Source organism: Vibrio sp. TRT 21S02, from assembly GCF_050113675.1.
GTDB lineage: Bacteria > Pseudomonadota > Gammaproteobacteria > Enterobacterales > Vibrionaceae > Vibrio.
Genome location: NZ_JBNJOI010000004.1, coordinates 172,690 through 195,385, shown reverse-complemented (window position 1 = coordinate 195,385; position 22,696 = coordinate 172,690). Strand labels below are relative to the sequence as shown.

18 protein-coding genes are annotated in these 22,696 nt (G+C 46.1%); 13 read left to right on the top strand and 5 right to left on the bottom strand.

What is annotated here, in order from left to right; genetic code table 11:
* The first annotated feature begins 134 nt into the window (after positions 1 to 134).
* Complete coding sequence (locus ACQEXU_RS06935; RefSeq protein ID WP_427010214.1) at positions 135 to 668, top strand: DUF2628 domain-containing protein; 534 nt, start codon at positions 135 to 137, stop codon at positions 666 to 668.
* Positions 669 to 698: 30 nt separating this feature from the next.
* Here ACQEXU_RS06935 and ACQEXU_RS06930 read toward each other — a convergent pair whose 3' ends face one another.
* The 3 genes from ACQEXU_RS06930 to kduI all read right to left on the bottom strand — a co-directional run bounded on the left by ACQEXU_RS06930 (position 699) and on the right by kduI (position 3,003).
* A complete protein-coding gene (locus ACQEXU_RS06930) occupies positions 699 to 1,142 on the bottom strand; it encodes an amidohydrolase family protein (protein WP_427010213.1) in 444 nt (147 codons plus the stop codon).
* Entirely contained in the window at positions 1,142 to 1,825 is a 684-nt protein-coding gene (locus ACQEXU_RS06925) for a hypothetical protein (RefSeq protein WP_427010212.1), read from the bottom strand. The genes ACQEXU_RS06930 and ACQEXU_RS06925 overlap by 1 nt, the downstream gene beginning before the upstream one ends.
* Before the next feature lie 341 nt (positions 1,826 to 2,166).
* Positions 2,167 to 3,003, bottom strand: coding sequence for a 5-dehydro-4-deoxy-D-glucuronate isomerase (gene kduI, locus ACQEXU_RS06920; RefSeq protein WP_427010211.1), 837 nt, complete (start codon positions 3,001 to 3,003; stop codon positions 2,167 to 2,169).
* Between the two features lie 232 nt (positions 3,004 to 3,235).
* On the opposite strand from kduI, the gene ACQEXU_RS06915 reads away from it, so the two are divergent.
* From ACQEXU_RS06915 to ACQEXU_RS06865, 11 genes are all read left to right on the top strand, one after another.
* Entirely contained in the window at positions 3,236 to 4,174 is a 939-nt protein-coding gene (locus ACQEXU_RS06915) for a sugar kinase (protein ID WP_367988856.1), read from the top strand.
* A gap of 17 nt (positions 4,175 to 4,191) precedes the next feature.
* Positions 4,192 to 4,824 carry a bifunctional 4-hydroxy-2-oxoglutarate aldolase/2-dehydro-3-deoxy-phosphogluconate aldolase gene (locus ACQEXU_RS06910; RefSeq protein WP_427010210.1) on the top strand — a complete coding sequence of 211 codons (633 nt, stop codon included), beginning with the start codon at positions 4,192 to 4,194 and terminating at the stop codon, positions 4,822 to 4,824.
* 20 nt (positions 4,825 to 4,844) lie between these two features.
* Entirely contained in the window at positions 4,845 to 6,470 is a 1,626-nt protein-coding gene (locus ACQEXU_RS06905; protein ID WP_427010209.1) for a SulP family inorganic anion transporter, read from the top strand.
* 4 nt (positions 6,471 to 6,474) lie between these two features.
* Positions 6,475 to 7,491: a UDP-glucose 4-epimerase GalE gene (gene galE, locus ACQEXU_RS06900; RefSeq protein WP_427010208.1), complete on the top strand. Its 1,017-nt coding sequence runs from the start codon at positions 6,475 to 6,477 to the stop codon at positions 7,489 to 7,491.
* Positions 7,492 to 7,506: 15 nt separating this feature from the next.
* Entirely contained in the window at positions 7,507 to 8,559 is a 1,053-nt protein-coding gene (locus ACQEXU_RS06895; protein ID WP_427010207.1) for a UDP-glucose--hexose-1-phosphate uridylyltransferase, read from the top strand.
* A 127-nt stretch (positions 8,560 to 8,686) separates the two neighbouring features.
* Positions 8,687 to 9,448, top strand: a complete 762-nt coding sequence (kduD, locus tag ACQEXU_RS06890) for a 2-dehydro-3-deoxy-D-gluconate 5-dehydrogenase KduD (protein WP_427010206.1) — start codon at positions 8,687 to 8,689, stop codon at positions 9,446 to 9,448.
* 168 nt (positions 9,449 to 9,616) lie between these two features.
* Entirely contained in the window at positions 9,617 to 10,786 is a 1,170-nt protein-coding gene (locus ACQEXU_RS06885; protein ID WP_367988862.1) for a glycoside hydrolase family 88 protein, read from the top strand.
* Between the two features lie 62 nt (positions 10,787 to 10,848).
* Positions 10,849 to 13,035, top strand: coding sequence for a 1,3-beta-galactosyl-N-acetylhexosamine phosphorylase (gnpA, locus tag ACQEXU_RS06880; protein ID WP_367988863.1), 2,187 nt, complete (start codon positions 10,849 to 10,851; stop codon positions 13,033 to 13,035).
* Positions 13,036 to 13,083: 48 nt separating this feature from the next.
* A complete protein-coding gene (locus ACQEXU_RS06875) occupies positions 13,084 to 15,132 on the top strand; it encodes a polysaccharide lyase family 8 super-sandwich domain-containing protein (RefSeq protein WP_427010205.1) in 2,049 nt (682 codons plus the stop codon).
* Complete coding sequence (locus ACQEXU_RS06870) at positions 15,113 to 15,457, top strand: cupin domain-containing protein (RefSeq protein ID WP_427010204.1); 345 nt, start codon at positions 15,113 to 15,115, stop codon at positions 15,455 to 15,457. The genes ACQEXU_RS06875 and ACQEXU_RS06870 overlap by 20 nt, the downstream gene beginning before the upstream one ends.
* Before the next feature lie 289 nt (positions 15,458 to 15,746).
* On the top strand, positions 15,747 to 18,317 hold the full coding sequence (locus tag ACQEXU_RS06865; RefSeq protein ID WP_427010203.1) for a polysaccharide lyase family 8 super-sandwich domain-containing protein: 2,571 nt from the start codon (positions 15,747 to 15,749) through the stop codon (positions 18,315 to 18,317).
* A 46-nt stretch (positions 18,318 to 18,363) separates the two neighbouring features.
* Here ACQEXU_RS06865 and ACQEXU_RS06860 read toward each other — a convergent pair whose 3' ends face one another.
* Positions 18,364 to 19,830: a sulfatase family protein gene (locus ACQEXU_RS06860; protein WP_427010202.1), complete on the bottom strand. Its 1,467-nt coding sequence runs from the start codon at positions 19,828 to 19,830 to the stop codon at positions 18,364 to 18,366.
* A gap of 3 nt (positions 19,831 to 19,833) precedes the next feature.
* Complete coding sequence (locus tag ACQEXU_RS06855) at positions 19,834 to 21,318, bottom strand: sulfatase family protein (RefSeq protein ID WP_427010201.1); 1,485 nt, start codon at positions 21,316 to 21,318, stop codon at positions 19,834 to 19,836.
* Positions 21,319 to 21,473: 155 nt separating this feature from the next.
* Between ACQEXU_RS06855 and ACQEXU_RS06850 the strand changes: the two genes are divergently transcribed.
* Complete coding sequence (locus ACQEXU_RS06850) at positions 21,474 to 22,685, top strand: anaerobic sulfatase maturase (RefSeq protein ID WP_427010200.1); 1,212 nt, start codon at positions 21,474 to 21,476, stop codon at positions 22,683 to 22,685.
* Positions 22,686 to 22,696 lie beyond the last annotated feature (11 nt).

Here is a 22,696-nt window from a genome sequence, read left to right as displayed (position 1 = left end):
ATTATTATGCTGGTTAATTTTTTAGCGATTTATGCTGTGCTATTGTCTGTCTAATATTTGAAACACAGCGTACATGTCTCAGATGGATGTCGAGGTGGCTAGCGCTCGTAGGTGATCGAAATGAAGGAGGGGTCATGATTCCAACAGGTGTCGTGGGTTCGTCTAGGGAAAAGGTAGTGATCCCAAAACAGGTATCACTGAAGGCTTATGAAGTATTCACACACAGCGAATACTATCCAGAAAAATGGTCACAACAGATTGAAGGTGAAGGTGGTTTTACTGGATTTAACTTTTGGGCTTTTCTACTCGGTTATCGTTGGTGTTTGTTTAGAAAGCTCACTCGTTTAGGCATTTACTTATTTGTGCTCGAAAACCTTGCGTTTGTTGCTGCACTGCTTGCAAGCACAGAACTTGGTTTAGATCGAGAGTTAGTGACGATGTCATTAGGCGCCACTGTATTAGGCTTGATGACTTTTACCGGTTTTTATGCAAATTATGCTTATTTTAATTTGGCCAAACGTAAGATCACCATTCTTGCGCATTCTATTGTGGCAGAAAATGAATATGGTGAAGTGCTGCGTGAGCAAGGTGGGGTAAGCCTGCTCACTATGTTTGTGTTTATAGGCATTGGTGGTTTGTTGTCGGCACTGCTTAGTGTCATGTGGTAAAGAAGCCTGCGTTTGCAGGCTTCAGTTTTCTTAAGCTTCTTCTACTGTTTTAGTCCTTCCTTTAAGTAACGAGTCAACGTCGAACTTATTTCCTTCTAAATAAGCTTTGGGGTTTGTATTGGCGATTTGCCAGAATGCCTTTTCTCCCAGCGTTGCTCTTAAGTCGATGGAAAGACGTTTTTCAGAATACTTGTGGTTTTCGACCATAAAGAAGTCGGATCCAAACAGTATCTTCCGTTTTGCTTCATCGTCTTCCAGTAACACTTTAAGTAAAGGTACGTTTTCTTGCATATCAAAGATGGTGTAGGAGATATCCGCATAAAGGTTCGGATAGCTTTTATCTCGCATCATATCGATAATCACTTGGACCCAAGGTTGGTTTTTCTCATCGTGCTCAGCGGCAAAGTAGCGTCGCCATTCAGATATTCCACCAAAATGACCAAGACAAATCCGCAGTTGAGGAAATGCTTTCATCACTGCTTGGTAGTTCTTAGGATGCGCATATTGGTGAGCAACTTTTTTACGGACTTCATGGGTATACACCGTACCGGGTGAGCAGTGGGCGAGTAGTGGGATGTTTTTTCCACCATGTACGGGTAAATCTCGTTCATTAACCGTGGATCTGTGGGTTTGTATCCCAAAGGCGGATAAATCTTCACCCCTTTAAAGTGGTGATTTTCAACTAAGTCTTTTAGCCTTTTTAATGCATCTGGTCGTCTAGGGTCGATGTGTGCAAAAGGAATAATAATCTCTTTGTATTCCTCTTTTGCCGCGAGCTCAGCGAGTTTCTGATGCTGTGTATCAATGTCTTCTCTGACTTTGCCCCTTTTATCTGCCCCAATCCAATATGAGCGGCGAGTCATTAGACCGAGATCCATCGGTAGGATGATGAACTTACTTTTTGGTGGATAGTAACGCATCAAATCTTTCAGGTTCGCTTCTTGTGAGTCTTCATAAGTGGCTTCCAAGAAAGTGGACGTACGGTGAAGTAAATCCGTTTTGCTAAGTGGTTGGGCTTTTCTCATCAACCATCGTGCACTTTTGCTGATCCATTCATTGCGAAATAGGGGTACCAATCCCATAGGAAGGTAGTTATCAGGTAAGTTTTTGTCAGTGAAAATATGACAATGACAGTTATATATGGTTTTGTCTGTCATGGTGGTGTCCTCAACGTTATTAGTGGAAGGGACACTGAATGTTAGGTGGCGAAAAGCATTAGGCGCCAGATAATCACACAATGCCAATTCACTTTGAGTTTAGATAAGTGAAGAGGGGGCTTTTTGTAGGCCGTGCACTGAATGAACCCTGATTGACGATAATCAAATATAATGAAGTTAAATGCAATTTAATGCATATTTTGGAATGTTGATTGCTAGTTAAAAAAAGAGCGCCCATTGGGCGCTCTATTGCTTCAATATCATTGAAAATCCAGCTATATCCATCCCTCAATAAGTAACTGCAAGATGCAGGGCCAATACTTACTTTGGGCTAAGTGGAGTTATCTTAGATCTTGAACAGCAATGTGGTCCATGTCGGTAAATTCTTGGTTCTCTCCCACCATACCCCAAATGAAGGTGTAGGCTTGCGTTCCAACGCCAGAGTGAATTGACCAACTTGGAGAAATAACGGCTTGTTCATTGCGTACCACTAAATGACGAGTCTGTTGTGGCTCTCCCATAAAGTGGAATACCGCACTGTCTTCTTGCATCCCGAAATAGAAATATACTTCCATTCGGCGATCATGTGTGTGACACGGCATGGTATTCCATAACGAGCCTGGTTCTAATTTTGTTAAGCCCATCAAAAGTTGACATGTTGGTAATACGTCAGGAACAATGTATTTGTAGATGGTGCGGTGGTTACTGCTGGCTGCATCACCTAGTGTCACTGGTGCTGCTTCTTCTAGTGTGATTTTCTTGTTTGGGTAATGCGTATGTGCTGGTGCACTGTTGAAGTAAAACTTAGCGGGTTGTTTTTCATCAACACTGGAAAAGGAGACATCTTTTGCACCCATACCAATATAGAGCGCCTCTTGTGCATTCACTGAATAAGTTTCACCATCGACAGTGACCGTGCCGTCACCACCAATGTTGATCAGGCCAAGTTCACGACGCTGTAGGAAGTAGTCGACGCCAATTTTTGCACCTAGATCATGAGCTAGCTCCACCACTTTACGGGTTGGCTGTATGCCCCCAAATACAATGCGATCAATATGGCTGTACGTCATCGTGAGTTGGTCAGCGACAAAAATATCTTCAACCAAAAACTCCTTACGAAGTCCCTCTGTATCTAGTTGTTTCGCGTGTTCACTGTGAATCGCTTGGCGCACTTGCATAACTCTTCTCTCTTTTTCTTTCATTCTGCTTTAACTGCAGCATTTATAAATTGATGCAGTGATACTAGCATCGAATCGCGGCTTTTTACGAATCTGAAATGCTGTTTTATAATCGTGCTCACATAATTAAAGTTATCAAATCAAATAAAATGAAAAAGCGTTTCAAATATATTGCGTGATTTTTGCTCGTTAAGTATAGTTGCTGTGAATTAACGATATTGGTGTGAAGAAAATGGCTGGGAAAAGCGTAGCAGTTATCGGCGAATGCATGGTTGAGCTACAAAAAACAAGTGCCGGAATGGCAAGCGCATTTGGTGGTGATACGTTAAATACTGCCCTCTATCTATCTCGGCTATTTAGGCAGAATGTTCAAGACTATGATGTCAGCTATTTTACTGCTCTGGGTCGAGATACGTTAAGTGAAGAAATGTTGGTCGAATGGCTTTTTGAAGGAATCAACGTTGATCATGTCTGCCGCTATGAAGACAAACTCCCCGGGCTATATATGATCGAAAATCAACCTTGTGGTGAGCGAGATTTCTATTACTGGCGTGAAGATGCAGCGGTGCGTGAGTGGTTAAGCCGAGAAGATCCTGACCAGTTATTTGAAGCTTTGAAGGCTTACGATGTGATCTATCTTAGTGGCATTACATTAGCAATTCAGACACCTGAGCAAAGCCATACTTTGATGAAACTACTCGAACGCCTTAAAGCACAAGGTTGCTTAATCGCCTTTGATACCAATTATCGACCAAGTTTGTGGATGACGACGGCACTGGCTCAACAACGTTTTAACCAACTGTATGCGCTTGCCGATATTGCATTGCTCACCTTTGACGACGAACAGATGTTATTTGGAGACGCTTCGATTGAAGAGACTCTGGCACGCCTTTCAGAATTCAGCATTGATCAATTAATAGTGAAATGCGGTGCACAAGGTTGCCTAGTTGTTCATAACGGTGCCCAGCAATGGGTTTCAACCAACGCAGTTGATGATGTGGTTGATACCACAGCAGCAGGCGATTCTTTTAACGCTGGCTATTTATACCAATGGCTTACGAGTGGTGACAGCATAAAAGCAGCGAGCGCAGGGCATCAGCTTGCAGGTACCGTTATTCAATACAAGGGTGCGATCATTGCACCTGATGATATGCCTTTAATTACTATCTAATTTCTAGGAGAAACACCATGGGTGCACAGACCCTTGAACAAAAGCTAAGCGCGTTGAAAGTCGTGCCTGTTATTGCGATTAAAGACGCACAATCTGCAGTTCCACTTGCGAAAACCTTGGTTGATCACGGCTTGCCTTGCGCTGAAGTGACCTTTCGTACCCCCGCGGCTCAGGAGTCTATTCGTTTAATGCGCGAAGCGTACCCAGAGATGTTGATTGGTGCCGGAACCGTATTATCAACCGAGCAAGTGGACCAAGCGATAGAAGCGGGTGTCGATTTTATTGTGAGCCCGGGTTTGAACCCAATTACAGTGAAATATGCGCAGCAACGTGGTGTTGCGATTGTCCCTGGTGTGAACAACCCAAGCTTGGTTGAACAAGCGATGACGCTTGGTTTAAAGACACTCAAATTTTTCCCAGCCAGTGCATCGGGTGGCAGTGCTATGTTGAAGGCGCTAAATGCTGTGTATCCAGTGCAATTTATGCCGACAGGCGGGATTTCTGCCGACAATATCGATGAGTACTTGTCGATACCAAGTGTACTGGCGTGTGGTGGTACGTGGATGGTACCAAACTCGTTGATTGACGCAAAAGACTGGGCAGCTATTGGTGCGCTTGTTGATGAAGTCGTCGCGGAATTAGCAGAGTAGTAACAAGGATAATCATGGTAATGCACGCACTTAGGCGTATTAAATTAGTGCAGCTTTTTCCTTTTTTAAGTTGGCTACCCAAACTTACGTCGCAAAGTCTTCGCGCCGACTTCTGGGCCGGTCTCACGGGGGCGATCATTGTGCTGCCACAAGGTGTGGCTTACGCGATGATCGCCGGGCTACCGCCAGAGTACGGCCTGTACACGGCGATTGTTCCCGCTATTCTTGCGGCGTTGTTTGGGTCATCCAACCATTTGATCTCCGGTCCAACCGCAGCGTTATCCGTTATTGTGTTTACGACCGTGAGTCAGTTTGCTGACGTCGGTACACCGCTTTATATACAGCTTTGCTTTACGTTAACTCTGTGTGCGGGATTGGTTCAACTGCTGTTTGGGTTGCTCAGGTTCGGCAGCGTCGTCAACTTTGTTTCTCACTCCGTGGTTTTGGGTTTTACCGCTGGTGCTGCGGTGGTGATAGCCGTCAGTCAGCTCAAGCATGTCCTTGGTCTTGACTATGCTTCAGGACAAACAGCGATTGAAAATATCGGCTTATTGGTGATGCACCTAAAACAAACCAATACTGATGAGCTGATAGTGGGCGTGTTTACCATGCTGATTTGTGTTTTGGTTAAACAGCTTGCCCCAAAAGCGCCAAATATGTTGCTTGCGATGCTAGGCGCCATGGGGATGGCGTATTTCATGAACGCGCTAGGTTTCGAGGTCGCGTTAGTGGGGCAAGTGGACAGCAGCTATCTCAAACTCTCTTCGCCTTTCCAAGGGATGAGCCACTTTGAACCTATGCTCGGTGGTATTTTTGCGGTGGCGATGTTGGGTTTGGTGGAAGCTGTGTCGATCAGTCGCTCGGTTGCTCTGAAATCTAGGCAAACGCTTGATAGCAATCAGGAGTTTATTGGGCAGGGGATCTCCAATCTCGTTGGCTCGTTTTTCTCGTGTTATGTCTCATCTGGCTCTTTCACTCGTAGTGGTGTGAACTACAGCAGTGGGGCAAAGACTCCTCTTGCAGCGGTATTTGCCGGGCTTATCTTGTTATTGGTGATGGTAAATTTTGTTCAATACGCGGCTTATATTCCGATTTCCGGTATGGGTGGATTATTGCTCGTTGTTGCTTGGAATCTGATTGACATACCACACATTAAAACGCTGGTAGAGCACGACAAAAAAGAGACATTTGTATTGGTGGTTACCTGTATCGCCGCATTGTTTATGCACCTTGAATGGGCGATCTACATTGGTGTGGCGACTTCGTTATTTTTCTATCTTCGCCGCACATCTAGGCCTGTTGTTGAAGTGTTGGATAAGCAAGAACTCAATATTGACGCTCAGCAGGATCTCACGGTGGTCCGGATTAATGGCTCAATCTTTTTTGGCTGTGTTCAGTATCTGCATCAGGAGCTGCAAAGTCTCACTGCAGAAAGAGTGGTCATCCTTGGGCGTGGTATTAACTTCATCGATCATGTTGGCGTTCAAATGCTTGATGATTACGTCGCTCGAAGCGGTAGAAAGGTGTATTTCTGCCGATTTAAAAACTCCGCCAAACAATCACTGCTCAATGGTTCTGTCTACGTTAGGGAAGAAAACTTTTTTGACCGATTAACGCCATTGTTGCAACTCATTCGTAAGAGGTAAGTTGATGAATGTACTCGTGACCGGAGGGTGTGGCTATATTGGCAGCCATGCATGTGTCGCTTTGGCTAAAGCGGGGCACACCCCAATCGTACTGGATAATTTTTGTAATAGCTCGCCAAATGTCGTGGGCAGAATAGAAACTCTGACAGAGCAAAAACTCACCATCTATCAAGGCGATATTCGAGATAGTGACATCCTTAAAACGGTTTTTGCTGAGAATGATATTGATGCGGTGATGCACTTTGCAGGGTTAAAAGCCGTTGGGGAATCTGTCCTCAACCCGTTGGCGTATTACGACAACAATGTTGTAGGCACATTGAACCTACTTGAAGCAATGCGTGATGCGTATGTTCACAATCTGATTTTTAGCTCATCAGCAACGGTTTATGGTGAGCCGCAACATGTTCCTATTGATGAGCAAGCACCAACAGGTGGTACAACCAATCCGTATGGCACCAGTAAGTACATGGTTGAACGCTGTCTGGCCGACTTCTCGACGGCAAACCCGTACTGGAGCATCACCTTATTGCGTTATTTCAACCCGGTAGGCGCGCATCCAAGCGGTCTTATTGGTGAAGACCCAAACGGGCTGCCAAATAATCTGATGCCATTTATTACTCAGGTCGCGATTGGCCGCAGAGATGCGTTATCGGTCTTTGGTGATGATTACCCAACGCGTGATGGTACTGGTGTGCGGGATTACATCCATGTTGAAGACTTGGTTGACGGTCATGTCGCTGCGTTGCAAAAGTGCAGCGAAATGGAAGGGTTGTTTATCTATAACTTGGGGACTGGCAATGGCACGAGCGTCATGGAGATGGTCTCTGCCATGGACAATGTGCTTGGGCGCAACCTCCCTGTGCAAATTGAGGCAAGACGTCCCGGAGACATTGCGGAGTGTTTTGCGAACGCAGCAAAAGCTCAGCGTGAGCTTGGATGGCGTGCTCAATATGACCTGATGGATATGGTCAGACACAGTTGGAACTGGCAACAGAAAAATCCGAATGGCTACCAATCTTAATATCTAAAGGAAACTATGATGCAATCATTTGATGTCTCTGAGCATCCCCATCGCCGTTATAACCCGTTAATTGGGGAGTGGGTGCTGGTATCACCTCACCGAGCCAAACGCCCATGGCAAGGGCAGCAAGAGTCGCCAAGTACTGAAGTATTGCCTACCTACGATAAAGGGTGTTTTTTGTGTCCGGAAAACAGTCGGATCAGTGGTGATGTCAATCCAAACTACACCGGCACCTTTGTCTTTAAAAATGATTTTGCAGCGCTTACGGTCGATACGCCGGAATCCTCTTTAGGTGATGACCCGCTGTTTAAAATGCACAGCGCCCGAGGTGAAAGCCGAGTGATTTGTTTCTCTCCCGATCACAGCCGTACGCTGCCAGAGTTAGAGAGTGAAGAGATAGGTCAAGTCATTCACACTTGGATTGAACAAACCAGAGAATTAGGTGCTGATTACCCTTGGGTTCAAGTTTTTGAGAACAAGGGCGAAACGATGGGTTGTTCTCAACCACACCCTCACGGACAGATTTGGGCCAACAGTTTTCTCCCGACGCTGGTGGAGAAGAAAGATAACCATCAAAAGGCCTATTTTGAGCAACATGGCACCCCGTTGCTATTGGATTATGTGCAACGTGAGCTCGAAAGTGGGGAACGTGTTGTCGTTGAAACTGAGCATTGGGTTGCATTGGTGCCATATTGGGCGGCATGGCCATTTGAAACCTTGCTGTTACCCAAAGCAAAGGCAGGTCGACTGACAGAACTCAGCATCGACCAGCAAACCGATTTGGCGGATGCGATTAAACAACTGACAACGCGGTATGACAATTTATTCAACTGCTCATTCCCATACTCAATGGGCTGGCATGGCGCGCCGTTTATTCAAGGTGAGCCGAACCAATACTGGCAGGTGCATGCCTGTTTTTATCCACCATTACTTCGTAGTGCTTCGGTTCGTAAGTTTATGGTGGGTTATGAAATGTTGGCAGAAAGCCAACGCGATCTGACACCGGAACAAGCGGCAGAACGTCTGCGCCAAGTGAGTGATACTCATTATAAGCGTGTGCAGAGATAGTCTGAACAAGCTCACAGAATATTAAGCCAAATTTTTTTTGTCTTTGATATTTAGTAAAACGGTGTTTCAATATAATAAAATTGCATTTTCTTTTTTGGTAAGTGCAGTAAAGCAAAAGGTAAACTAAATGGTATTAGATGCTTTTAATCTAGAGGGTAAAGTTGCATTGGTAACTGGGTGTAATACCGGGCTAGGGCAAGGCATGGCAGTCGCACTGGCGCAAGCTGGCTGCGATATTGTTGGCGTGAATTACTCAGATGCGGAAGATACACCACAACAAGTGGAAGCGGTTGGACGTAAATTCCATGCGATTACCGCCGATCTGAGTGATCAGTCAGTCATTACCTCAGTGGTCGATCAAGCTGTTAGCCTTGCAGGGCGTGTCGACATATTGGTAAACAACGCAGGTATTATCCGCCGTAATGATGCGATCGATTTCAGTGAGAAAGACTGGGACGACGTAATGGATCTCAATGCCAAAACCGTCTTCTTCATGAGCCAAGCCGTTGCTCGTCAATTCCGCTCGCAGCAGTCGGGTGGCAAAATCATCAATATTGCGTCCATGTTGTCATTCCAAGGTGGAATTCGTGTGCCTTCTTATACGGCTTCGAAAAGTGCCGTCATGGGTCTGACACGGTTAATGGCCAATGAATGGGCAGCGGAAGGCATCAACGTCAATGCAATCGCACCCGGATACATGGCAACGAACAACACACAAGCGCTTCGCGCCGACGAAGAACGCAATCAGGCTATTTTGGAACGCATTCCTGCTAATCGTTGGGGGCTACCAAGCGACTTAGCTGGACCTGTGGTCTTTTTAGCGTCTCCGGCATCGGATTATGTCAACGGTTATACGGTGGCGGTTGATGGTGGTTGGCTCGCTCGATAGTTGCTATCAGGCTGCGTTGCAGCCTTTTTTTGAACTTAAATTTAAAAATGAAAAGGTGTTTTATAAAATGTGACCGAGCTATGCGTTTATTAATAATGATAACGATAGACTATAGGTAATACATAAATCATCCCTTTTCTTTACCCAGTAAAGATGTTGAGAGTTAATATGAGCGAATCTATAACACTGCGTCCGTTACCTGCCGTACTCGATGAGCAAAGAGTGCTGAATCACTTATCAACGGTCGTCGAGTCTGTCAAAAGAAACATCCCTAAGATTGGTGAACGTAATCCGAAAATTGGTACAGAAAACAACCAGTGGCAATACTGTGATCAATTTGATTGGGTGTCTTCATTCTGGACCGGTGAATTGTGGTTATGCTACCAAATGACCGCAGAGCAGCAGTTTAAAAACAGCGCTAAGCTGCGCAAGCGTTATTTTGCCGATATGTTGCTAGATCCGTTCTGGCTTGATCATGACCTTGGTTTTCAATACAGCTTAAGCTGTGTGGCTGATTACCGTTTGACTGGCGATGAAGAGTCTAAAATGATGGCGATTCGCGCGGCCGATCATCTGATTCATCGTTTTCGCAAGATCGGTGGTTACATCGTTGCGTGGAATGATACCCATCCATTAGGGCCGGAAATCACGCAAGGTAAATCGATTATCGATTCACTGCAAAATACAGCCTTGTTATTCTGGGCGTCCGAGGTGACAGGGTCACCTGTGTATGCGCAAGCAGCAAGAACCCACAGTGAGACGTTAGCAAAACACATTGTTCGCGAAGACTATTCGACTTACCACTCGTTCAACTTTGATCCGGTAACCCAACAGCCAATCAAAGGGGAAACCTTCCAAGGTTATGCAGACGAATCTTGTTGGGCTCGCGGTCAATCTTGGGCGGTACATGGCTTTGCTCAAACGTATCTATACACAGGGGACGAGCAGTTCCTAACGCTTGCAAAAAAACTGGCTCAATACGCTGTTGAACAGATCTCTGATGATGGTGTGCCGGTGTGGGATTATTCGTTACCTGCCAACGAAATCCAATACAAAGACAGTTCAGCAGGCGCGATCACGGCAGCAGGGTTGTTATTGATTTCTCAGTGTATTACCGATGCAGAAGAAGCTAAGCAATACCGTGATTGGGGCCTATATTTGCTCCAAGGCTTAATCGACACCTGTGATGTAACCCATGATGAAAAAGCGTTGGGTTTATTGGCTCATGGTGCATCTTTCGTAAAGGTAGGGCTGTGCGACAACATGCTGCCTTATGGTGATTACTACTACCTTGAAGCACTCATGCGTGCGAATGGTTACCAGAAGTTCTTCTGGTAATTCTAACTCTTATTTCTTCGGGGGAGCCTTCCCCCGATTGACCCAACATTTTGGAGCTTATCATGACCAAGGTTGCCTCTCGAAAAGGTCATATGACCCTGCCTGTCGAAGTCGGTCAGGAAGACGTGGTATTGGATCTTTATCAACGCTGGCAAGCAGACGCCCTGCGAGACAGCGATGGAACCAGCATGCCAGACTCACTCGCTAAGCAAGATAGTGATATCTATTCTGTAATGTGTTTAGTTCGTGCTGATCAAGATTATGCCAATCAACATCCAGAATACTTGCACCGTAAGTATCTGATGTCTTTCCCGGTTACAGCGATGGATGAAACCGTTACGATCCAGCCGCTGGATGGTTACAGTAAAGACAAGTATGAGTTAGACGATGACAGCGATCCTAAGCAGTGGTGGGAAGTGCGTGATCGCACCGCTGGCAAAGTAGTACCGGTTGAACACTGGTCCTTTGACGCGGAAAAGCAACGTGTCGACATCATTCAAGCTACTCCATACCATGAATACACCATCACCTTTATGGCGCGTCAGGTGTGGGACAGTGTGTCGATGTACAACGCCTTGACCAATGACTGGGATGGACCACGCATCAAAAGCCTTGACCCATATCATCCGGAATGTCGTCAGCACCTACTTAACCATTTCCAACATTGGCTTGAAACACACCCTGATACTACGGTGGTTCGTTTTACCACCTTCGCTTTCTTGTTCGTGATCGATACGGGTGAGCTGAACCAAGATATTTACCGTGACTGGACAGGTTATGGTGAAACTGTGAGCCCACGAGCATTGCAAGATTTTGAAAAACGTTTTGGCTATGCATTGTCACCAGAAGATTTTGTCGATGCGGGTTATTACAACGGCACCTATAAAGTGCCATCTCAGCAATACCGAGATTGGATGACTTTTGTGCAGGATTTTGTGGTTGAATTTGCTGCTGAGCTGGTCGCAATGGCGCACAAAGCTGGTAAGCGCACAGCGATGTTCCAAGGCGATCACTGGATTGGTACAGAACCTTTCCTAGCAAGCTATCAGAAGATCGGCATCGATATTAATGTGGGCGCGGTGGAAGATGGGGTTGCTCTACGTCGTTTAACCGATTCAGGTGGCGATCAGATCCGCGAAGCACGTTTTTACCCTTACTTCTTCCCAGATGTTTTCTGTGAAGGGAATGATCCGGTCGTAGAGTCGATGTCCAACTGGACTAAGATCCGTCGAGCGATGTTGCAAAAGCCATTGGATCGCATTGGTTATGGCGGCTATCTCTCATTGGCAAACAAGTTCCCTCACTTTATTGACCACGTCACGGATATTTCAAAGCAATTTGGCGAATACCTAGACAATACACAGCGGAGTGAGTCTGCAAAAATTACAGGGAAAGTGGCGGTATTAAGTGCATGGGGAGAAGCGCGCAGCTGGTTGCAAAATCAGGCTCGTGATCAACGTTTCTATGTGCCACCACGTCCGGATGTGATGGAGCTGGTGGGTAATAACCTGTTGGAGTGTTTGTCTGGATTACCGTTTGAGGTGGAATTCATCAGCTTTGAAGACATTGCTGAGCACGGTATTGACCCTGAGATCAAGGTCATCATCAACAGTGGTGACGCCAATTCAGCTTGGAGTGGGGGTGAGTGTTGGGATAGTACTGACATCATCGTTAAGCTCAGAGAATTTGTGGCTAAAGGTGGCGGCTTATTGGGTGTATCTGACCCATCAGCATTTCAGAAAAATGGTCGCTATTTCCAATTGGGTGATGTGTTTGGCTTGGAGAAAGAAACCTCATTGACCATGGGTCGTGTTGCCATGCCATTGCAAATTTCTTCCGAGCATTACCTCAGCCAGTTCGTTTCTGGGACAGAAGACTTTGGTAACCCAAGTTACGTTTACCCGCAGGCTCAAGATCTAACGGTAATTGCGGCTCAGGGACAGCATCTGGCATTAACGGCTAGAGACTATGGACAAGGCCGTGCAGTGTACTTAGGCAACTTGCCGTTTAGTATGGAAAATGCCCGTCTTCTACAGCACATCCTATTGTGGCTTGGTCAGCAGGAGCAACAGACACATTCATGGCTATCTGAAAACCCAGCAGTGGATGTGGCGTTCTATCCTCAAACGCAAAAAGCGACGGCGGTGAATTTTAGTGAGTTACCGCAAGAGGTGACCATAACCAATACCACAGGGGAGAAAGTAAGCCTATCGCTAGCGCCATATCAATGGCTCTGGTTGGATGCTTAACCTTATCTATCAAAGGCGCGAAAGCGCCTTTTTTAAGGAACCTATAGAATGATTTCGCAGCACTTGACGCAAATTCAATCTGCTGTTGTCGATGAAGTCTCATTGCAACAAATTACGCTGATTCCAAGAGAGCAATGGCATCAGAATGTCCAGCAATGGCAACGAGAATTTTCTCGCTCTTTCGGTTGGCGTGATATTCCGCTATCCGAAGCAGAACAAGATGGACAAGTGATTCACTGCTATTTGCAGCGAGTCCTGACACTGGCGTGTGAATACCACAGCTCACAATCACCATTAGCCGCAGAATATGCACTTCAAGCCCTAGACTATTGGTATGAAGTCAATCCACAAAACTGGAACTGGTGGTGGAACCAAATTGGCAGGCAACGTCTGCTTGGTCCAATCGCATTGATGCTTGCCCCCATTTTACCGGACGATCTCAAAGCTCAAATGAAAGCCGACTTGCCAGATGAGGCGACGATGACGGGGGCAAATAAAGCGGATTTGGCGCACGGCATGGCCTTTGGTGCGTTGTTGACCGGCAATGAAGCCGCATTTGAAGCGGCTATGAACGCCATTTGTGAAACCATTGAGGTGACAGAAGGAGAAGGCATTCAGGCCGATTACTCCTATCAGCAACATGGACCACAGTTACAAAATGGGGGCTATGGCGAGTCATTTATTAATGTTGCTTTGCCTTGGGCGTATGTGACAAGCAATACCCCGTTTAGTTTTCCACTTAAGCTACAACGATTACTCGGCGAGTATTATTTACGTGGCACGGTGTGGATGACGCGTAATGGCTATTGGGATTACAACGTGTGTGGCCGAGCGATTGCAAAGCCAGATCTAGAAAAGCCGTTTGGCCGCCAAATATTATGTGCGCAAGCCAGAATGCTACGTGCCTTGTTTCCTCAGTATTCCTATTTCCTTGAGAGTTATATTGGGCACCTCAACGGAGAAACCTATCCCTTTGCGGGCTTTAAGCACTTTTGGTGTTCTGATTATGCTGTTTCAGCCAACAGTAAATATGCGGTAACGGTGAAAGGCAACTCGCAACGTACCAACCCAATCGAAACAGGTAATCAGGAAAACTTACTTGGTTTTTGGCTTGGCTTTGGCAGCATGAATATTGGTGCCACGGGATTGGAATATCGTGACATTTTCCCATATTGGGATTGGCGTCGCGTGCCTGGAGTCACTAATCCTCAAGTCGCGATGCCTGCTCACGAGTGGGGTCGGGTCGAACAACAAACGCATTGGACGGGTGGCGTGTCAAATGGTCGTTGGGGCATTTTTACATTTGAGCTTGATGTGCAAGAGACCCAAGGGCTGAAATCTTGGTTTTTCTTTGATGACATGGTCATTGCATTGGGTGCAGGGATTTGTTCTAGCCATGAAGAAGAGATTCGAACCACCATCAACCAATGCCACTTTGAACAAACGTTATGGCGTGATGGTGTATCTGATGCAGGGGCAATTAAAGGCGATGCTCGTGGCTGGGTTCATCATGGCAAAATTGGTTATGTGCTGCACGGCAGCGTAGCGCAACTCAAATGTGAAGAGCGTGGGTCTAACTGGCATCGTATTAATCACCATTTAAGTGAAGAACCCGTCAGTGGTGAGGTGTTTGAGTTGACCATTTCTCATGGAATAAAACCCAATAACGCCAGTTACCAATACACGATATTGCCGGGAGCGACCGCCAGCGATACACAAGCGTACGCTAACGCACCTCAAGCAAACATCATTGCTAATCAGCGTGATGTTCAGGCGGTGCAACACCATGAACGGATCGGGTGCGTCTTTTATCGTCCGACCTCGCTGGATTTGGGCAATGGTCTTGAAATCACCGTGGACGAACCCTGTGTACTTGCCTGTGAAGCAGAACCTCATGGTTACAGTGTGTCCGTTGCGACACCGGGCCGCGCAACCGTGGTTGAGATTATCTTCAGTCAAGAAGGGCATCAATACTCACTTACCGTCGAAACGCACGCAGACAATGGTCGACTGGGCGAAAGTGGTTTTTACTCTATTTACACCAACAATATCGATCATGGAGAGTTAAGGAGAGAACATGACCTTTGCAATGGATAACCAACAGACATGGGAGCAAGTTGAGCCGGGCATTGAGCGGAGTATGGTGAACTGGAATGATGACATCATGGCGGTCAAAGTTCGTTTTACCAAAGGGGCGGTAGGAGTGCCTCATAGTCATGTTGCTCATGATCAGCTGAGTTATGTTTTAGCCGGTAGCTTTGAAGTCATCTTAGGCGAAGAAACGCGTATCTTAAGCGTGGGAGATTCGTTCCTTGCGCAGAAAAATTGTCAGCATGGCGTTGTTGCGTTAGAAGATGGAGCCATCTTACTGGACGTTTTTACGCCAATGAGAACCGATTTTATTTATTCGGCGAACAACTAGGAATATCAAACAGCAAGCTGTGAGGTTTTCCTAAAACTCATGGTGTCGGATGTGTTGCGTATACCTGACACCATGAGTGCTTATCTGATAGATTTAACTCTTGTATTTGTAGGGTTTTTATAACCATCTAGTTTCTTAGCATAAAGAAAAATATCGCCAAGACTGGGCTTGAAATCATATTTTTACAAAACTGAAATGCAATTTCATTTTATCGATCGTAGTGTAATGAGTGTGTTTTAAGCAAAACACATCGCTGTACCCCTAAAACACCTTACGAGAGAAAAATAAGATGAAATTTAAAATCACTCCAAAAAGTTGGGTGCTCCCAGCACTATTAATATGTCAGCCAGCACTGGCCACAGAGCTTACGACATTATCGCAACGTGTTGCGCCGGATTTTGCTGAATCCATGTCAAACAAGTTAACCAGCAAAGGTGAAAACATAGACCAACTTGCAGCGCAATATGTGGCTTCACAGCAAGCCAATGGCAGTTGGGCGGACATTGACTACAGTCTGATCCCAACACAAGAAGCGCCAGTTCGCGCTCACTTAGACCGTATCCATATCCTTTCTTCCGCTGCATTTCTTAATAACGATGTGAATGCTGCTCAAGCCGCTATTTCAGCCCTTTATTATTGGTACTCTGCGGATCGAACCAATAAAAACTGGTGGTGGAATGAAATAGGCAAGCAGCTACGCTTAGGTCCTTCTGCGTTGATGTTAGGTGATCAACTGCCAACGGATTTAAACCAGTTGATTGCTGCAGACATGCCATCGGAGCCTTATAAAACGGGTGCGAACAGAACGGACTTGTCAAAAGGCGTCATATTTGGTGGTTTATTGAATCAGGATGCTTTGCAAGTTGAAAGAGGTTTGAATGGCATTGAAGAAACCATTGTGGTGACTGAAGACGAAGGTGTTCAGTCGGATTACTCTTTTCAGCAGCATGGCCCGCAATTGTATATTGGTGGCTATGGTGAAGTGTTCTTTGGCGCCGCCTCCTATTGGGCGTACCAAGTGCGTGATCTACAGTGGAAGTTTGCCGCGGACAAGATCGATGTACTGGTGAACTACTTTCTTGAAGGTGTTCGCTGGGCCAATAGCCATGGCACCCTTGACTACAACAGTCGAGGTCGAGGTATCAGCCGAGTCAGCACCTTAGACCCGACTACCTTAATCAAGCAAAGTGACTACATTGCGGCACTAAAACCGACTCGCCAATCAGAAGCGCTCGCCTTTAAACAACATTTGCAAGGTATGAATTCAGGCCTTCAAGGTTACAAACAGTTTTGGCGCTCTGACTATGCAGCGAAGGTGGGCGCAGACCACTTTATCGGCATTAAAATGAACTCCAACCGTATTCGGCCAACCGAAGCGGGGAATGGTGAAAACCTGCAGGGCAACTGGCTTGGTTTTGGTAGCACTTTCATTATGCAGCGTGGAGATGAATACCATAACCTCTTCCCAGTTTGGAACTGGGGCTTAGTTCCGGGTGTGACATCTCCCCAGTTTGCTACCAAGCCAGCGGATTGGGGGCGCATTGAAATGCAAACCTCGTTTGTTGGTGGCGTTTCAGACGGGCAGTATGGTGTTTCAGTGATGGACATGGACGCATACTCAACTCAAGCGAAAAAGGCATGGTTTAGCTTTAAAGATGAATTGGTGGCCCTTGGGGCAGGGATTAAATCTACCCGCTCGGAGTATGTGAACACGACCGTTAACCAAACGCGTTTAAATGGCCCTGTTACCGTGGATGGGCAAGTGTATCAAAAAGGTAGCCGTCAACTGGTGGGGTCATCATGGGTGCATCATGACGGTGTCGGTTATGTATTCCCTGCATCTTGGTATGGTCATATGGAAAATGACACCAAGCAAGGTAATTGGCGTAGCATTAACAAGGGGCAGCCAGATGAGGTAGTCTCAGACGATGTGTTTATGTTGCGAATAGGGCACAGCTGGCAACCGACTAACGCATCCTATCAGTACATTGTGTTACCGGAAAAAAGTGCCAGTGATACTCAAGCTTACGCGGCTAACCGACCAGTGACAGTCTTAAGTAATACCAGTTCGTTACAAGCGGTCACGCATACATCGCTTAACATCACAGGCATTGTATTCCACAAAGCGGGAAGCCTTGTGCTGAGTAGTGGTAAAGAAATTACCGTAGATAAGCCAAGTGTCGTTCTTGTTAATGAATCCAAACCTGAGCCAGAAATTACTCTTTCGACACCGGGGTTAGGAACCTTGGTTAAGGTAACGTTAACCGATAACGGTCAAACTCAAACTACAACGGTAGCAACGTCTGGTGAAAAACGTTGGCTAGGTAAAAGTGTACCCGTGGATTTTTCATCACCAGCTTTACCTTCGCAGCAGCAAACCATCACAACCAAGTTTGATGCGTTTGTTCGCGACGGAAAGTACGCCGGGCAAAGTTATGGCAATAACAGCTATTTGGTCGTGAAAAAAGACGGTGTGGGTTACAGCCGCAAAACAGTGCTGCAGTTTGATCTTGCTGGATTAGATGTGACCAGTACATCCAAGGCGACATTGCGCTTGCATGTGCGCAACGTGAACACGGACCCAAGTCGTGATATTACTGTCTCTCGTCTGTCGAATACTGATTGGCAGGAGAGTAATATTTCTTGGAACACCTTACCTGCTGTGAATAAAACGGGCGCAATCGTGGCAGTTACACCGAACCAAATAGGCTCATGGTTAGAAGTCGATGTGAGCGATCTCATTACCACAGGTAGCCTTGGCTTAGTGTTAGAAAATAAAGGTTCAGCAAGCAGTAAATCTGATGTGAGTTTCTCGAGTCGCGAAAGCGGCAATGGACCTCAGCTTATCATCACACCATAAAAAGAAAGCCCAGCAGAAATGCTGGGCTTTTTTGTATTGAGGTGTTTTAACGTGTTTGCTTGCTGGTAATGACATCTTGCAGTTTTTCATGCAGTTCAACCACTTTCTCTGGCATCTCTTTGGCTAAGTTAACCACTTGGCCCACGTCATCGTGCAGATCAAACAACTGAGGTTTTGGCATGTTGCCTTTTTCGTTGCCCGTATATTGGCAGACAAAGTCATCATCATGCGGTGGAATGTAAGCAAAACGCTGATCGCGAAAAACCTTTTTGTATTGCATGCCTTCCAACACCATGCTATCGCGGCCATGGGCATCTTTCCCTGTGAGCGTATCGAGCAGTGGCAGGCTGTCTGGCGCTTCATCTTCACCAAGTGAATAGCCGGTAAGCTGAGCAAAACAATGGTACAAATCGACATGGTTAAACAGAGCGTTACTTTCTCCTGAGCCAGCACCATTTGGCCAGCGAACGATAAATGGAACTCGCGTGCCTCCTTCAAATAAGCTGTATTTGCCGCCGCGGAGTGGCCCCGCCATTTGATGTTCACCATTCTGCTCTACAGCCAGATCCTTGTAGCCATCATTCAGTACAGGGCCATTATCACTTGAGAAAATAACGATGGTATCGTCTGAAAGGTTAAGCTCATCAAGCTTGTCGAGTACTTGGCCAATGCACCAATCCATTTCCACAATCACATCACCACGAACACCGTGCGGGGTAACGCCACGAAAACGTGGGTTAGGGATGCGCGGAACATGAGGTTGATGCAAAGCGTAATAGAGGAAGAATGGCTTGTCTTGGTTTTGTTCGATGAAATCGATGGCTTTATTGGCAAAGACTTCGCCCATGGTCTCATCATCCCAAATGGCAGCTTGCCCACCACGCATATGGCCAATGCGGCTAACGCCATTGATAATGGTGCCATCGTGACCGTGATCGTACATGACATCAAGCAACTCAGGATTGTGCCTGCCGGTAGGAACGCCCTCAAAAGCTTGGTCCCAATCATAGGTGACGTCAATTGGGTCATTCGGGTCTAAGTTTTCCACATGACGATTGTCGATATACACGCACGGGACGCGATCGTTTGTCGCCGCCATGATAAAGGAATCATCAAAGCCAACATCGTTCGGTGTGCCGTGGATTTCTTGGTTGAAATCCAAATCGCCATTGCCCAATCCCAAATGCCATTTGCCGACAATCGCTGTGCGGTAGCCAACTTTTTGGAACATTTTAGGCATGGTTTCATCATGGATACCAATGATCTGTGGCGCATCTCCGGGTAATACAGCTGCATCTGGATTTCGCCATGGATAAGAACCCGTTAATAAACTATAGCGAGAAGGAGTGCAGGTTGCTGCGGTGGCATAACCTTGGTGGAATTTGATGCCTTCCTCCGCCAGCTTGTCCAGATTTGGTGTTGGGATGTCATTGGCGCCATAACAACTTAAATCGCCAAAGCCCAAGTCATCGGCGTACATAATAATGACATTGGGGTGTTTATTCTCACTCATTGATTATCCTTTATTGCTAAACAGGTCATAGGGGAGTAGGTGCCCAAGCACTTGTTGGCTCGCCCATGGGTCTTCAGTTCGAACTAATTCTTCTGCCAAGGCTCTGAGCAAACGACGCACCGTGGGTGAGTCCGGCTGAAATGGCAGATTATTCATTTGGTAGGGATCTTGCTGATCATCAAATAATAAACTTCGGCTTAAATGGTAGTTACCATCAATTTCGAGAGCCAAAGTATGGCTAGCCGTTTTTATGCCACGGCTAATTGGGAAGTAGTCATTTACCTTGCCATCTTGGTCGGTGGGGCCATCCACATTGCGTAGATACAAGGCGCAGTCAGGAAAACTAGTGAAATTTGCCGGGTCTAACAATGCGCTGGACAAATCTCTGCCATCGATATCATCAGGCCATGTCTCTTGTAGTCCCATTGTTGCTAATAGGGTTGGCATAATGTCTGCGCTGCTAAGAAAAGCAGGATGATGTTTGCTTTCTTTTTGTTGTGCCGTTTTAAGCAAAAATGGGACGGAAAAGGCTTCGTTATAAATGCAGTTTTTGGCATCTTCCAAAGCGTGACTGCATAAGGTTTCACCATGATCACTAGTAAACACAATGACAGTGTTATCCCATTCTCCGATTTTTTTTAATGCATCAACAATGCGGCCGAATTCTTTATCGACCCCCGTGACATTTGCAAAGTAGTAGGCGGCACTGTTTGCTTTGTCCATGCGCGCATCGGCATTGTCTCGCACTAATAGCTGCTCGGCATCTCGGTGTTGGTAGTGTTGCCAGTCTTCCTCTCGGCAATCTTGCAAGCTGGAATATGGGCTATGCGGCGGGTTCATGGAAACAAATAGGGCAAAAGGTTTGTTGCTGTCGCGCTGATTTTGCTGATTCTGGAGGTAACTGATCGCTTTATCCGCTTCATGCTCCGCCGACCATTTTCTTGGTTCGTAACGGTTTCCTAAAGTGTCGTAGTAATGAGGGTTACAATGTTGGTCAAATGTACCGTAGCCATACCAATAGTGAATACCGTGCCTTCTTTGTGGCTCGGTGTAGGAGTCCCATGCCGGACGGTTTGGGTCGACATAACGCCCAGGATTGATTGGGTCATTAGCCGTGGGCAAATCTAAATGCCATTTACCGATATAACCGACATCATATCCAGCTTGGGCCAATGCATCGGTAAAGCAGAATGCCGTTTGTGGCAACTCAGATTGAACCCTTTGGGAGTTACAGTTTAAAGGAACGCCACTTTTAGCTGGGAATTGTCCGGTCATTAAACTTCCACGATGAGGGCTGCACACAGGGCAGTTACTAACGGCATTTGGTAACAAGGTGGCATGTTGAGCAAAAGCATCAAGATTTGGCGTGATAACAGGGTCACCTTTGCCCGCTAATAAGGTTTGGTACTGTGCTTGTTGCCAGATCCCCAAAGACATTAAGCGAAATTGATCCGGGAATACGTACAACAAGTTGGGTTTCTTTTTCATTCAACGGAGCGCTCGTAATACAAATTATTTGAATGTCATTATATTGAAATGGCATTTCAAAAATGTGCTTTGTGTCAAGGTGTTTGAAAAAATGAAAAGCTGTTTTATTTAAATTGTATAAAATTGAAATCGAACTATTAAGCCGGAACTAAGCGATGCAATCACTGATCATTCCAACCGCAAGGGTCAAAGCGAAAAGGCCTTTTCACATACTTGCTAAGCCTGTGGGGCCTTTGTGTAATCTCGATTGTGAATACTGCTTTTATCTGGATAAATCGAAGTATTACCCAGAAACAAAGCGGTTTGATATGTCGTTGGAAACCCTAGAAGCTCACGTAAAAAACTACATTGAGAGTCAGCCGGCAGGATGTCGAGAAGTGACCTTTGGCTGGCAAGGGGGAGAACCGACTATGCGTGGTATTGATTTTTATCGTCACGCGGTTGCGTTGCAGAATAAGTACCGACGTTCAGGCATGGCGATAGTCAATACAATCCAAACCAACGGCGTGCTATTAAATGAAGAGTGGGCACAGTTTCTCAAGCAACATCGGTTTTTGGTGGGCATCAGTATTGATGGTGATGAAGAGCTGCATGATCATTACCGTAAGACACGTCGAGGGCTTGGCTCCTATCAACAGGTCATTCGAGGTTTACGTGTATTGCAAAAATACCAAGTAGAAACCAACATTCTGACGGTTATTCAAAATCATAATGGTGATTTTGGTAAGCGGGTATATCAGCATTTGAAAGCACTCGGTGCGCAGTTTATTCAGTTTATCCCGATTGTTGAACCCGTTAAGGGAGAAGGGGTATCGAGCCGAAGTGTTTCACCGAAGCAGTTTGGCCAGTTTATGATCGATGTGTTTGATGAGTGGCGCAAACACGATATTGGTCAGGTTTTTGTCAGTCATTTTGACAACGCGTTGGGTATGCATCTTGGCATGCCATCGTCGATTTGCGTTCATGCGCCCCAGTGTGGTGACAACTTAGTGATGGAACACAATGGTGATGTATACAGCTGCGATCACTTTGTTTATCCGGAATTTAAAGTCGGCAATCTTACCCAGCAAGAGTATCCAGACTTAATTGAAACAAAGGTTCAGCAGCAATTTTCGAACCGCAAGCCTATTGGAACCCAGCACCACTGTTTAGGGTGCAGCCAACGCTCACTGTGTCATGGTGCTTGTCCGGCGCAGCGGATCGATTCAAATGGTGAGCTTTCTTTAACGGCTAAACATTATTTGTGTGAAGGATATTACGAGTTCTTTGCTTACTTGCGCCCATACCTCGATGCCATGGGCCACTGCATCCGGCGTAATATTTCACCGGCTTTCTACCCTAAGTTTTTAAACAGGCGCTCTGGTTAAGAGCGCCTGTT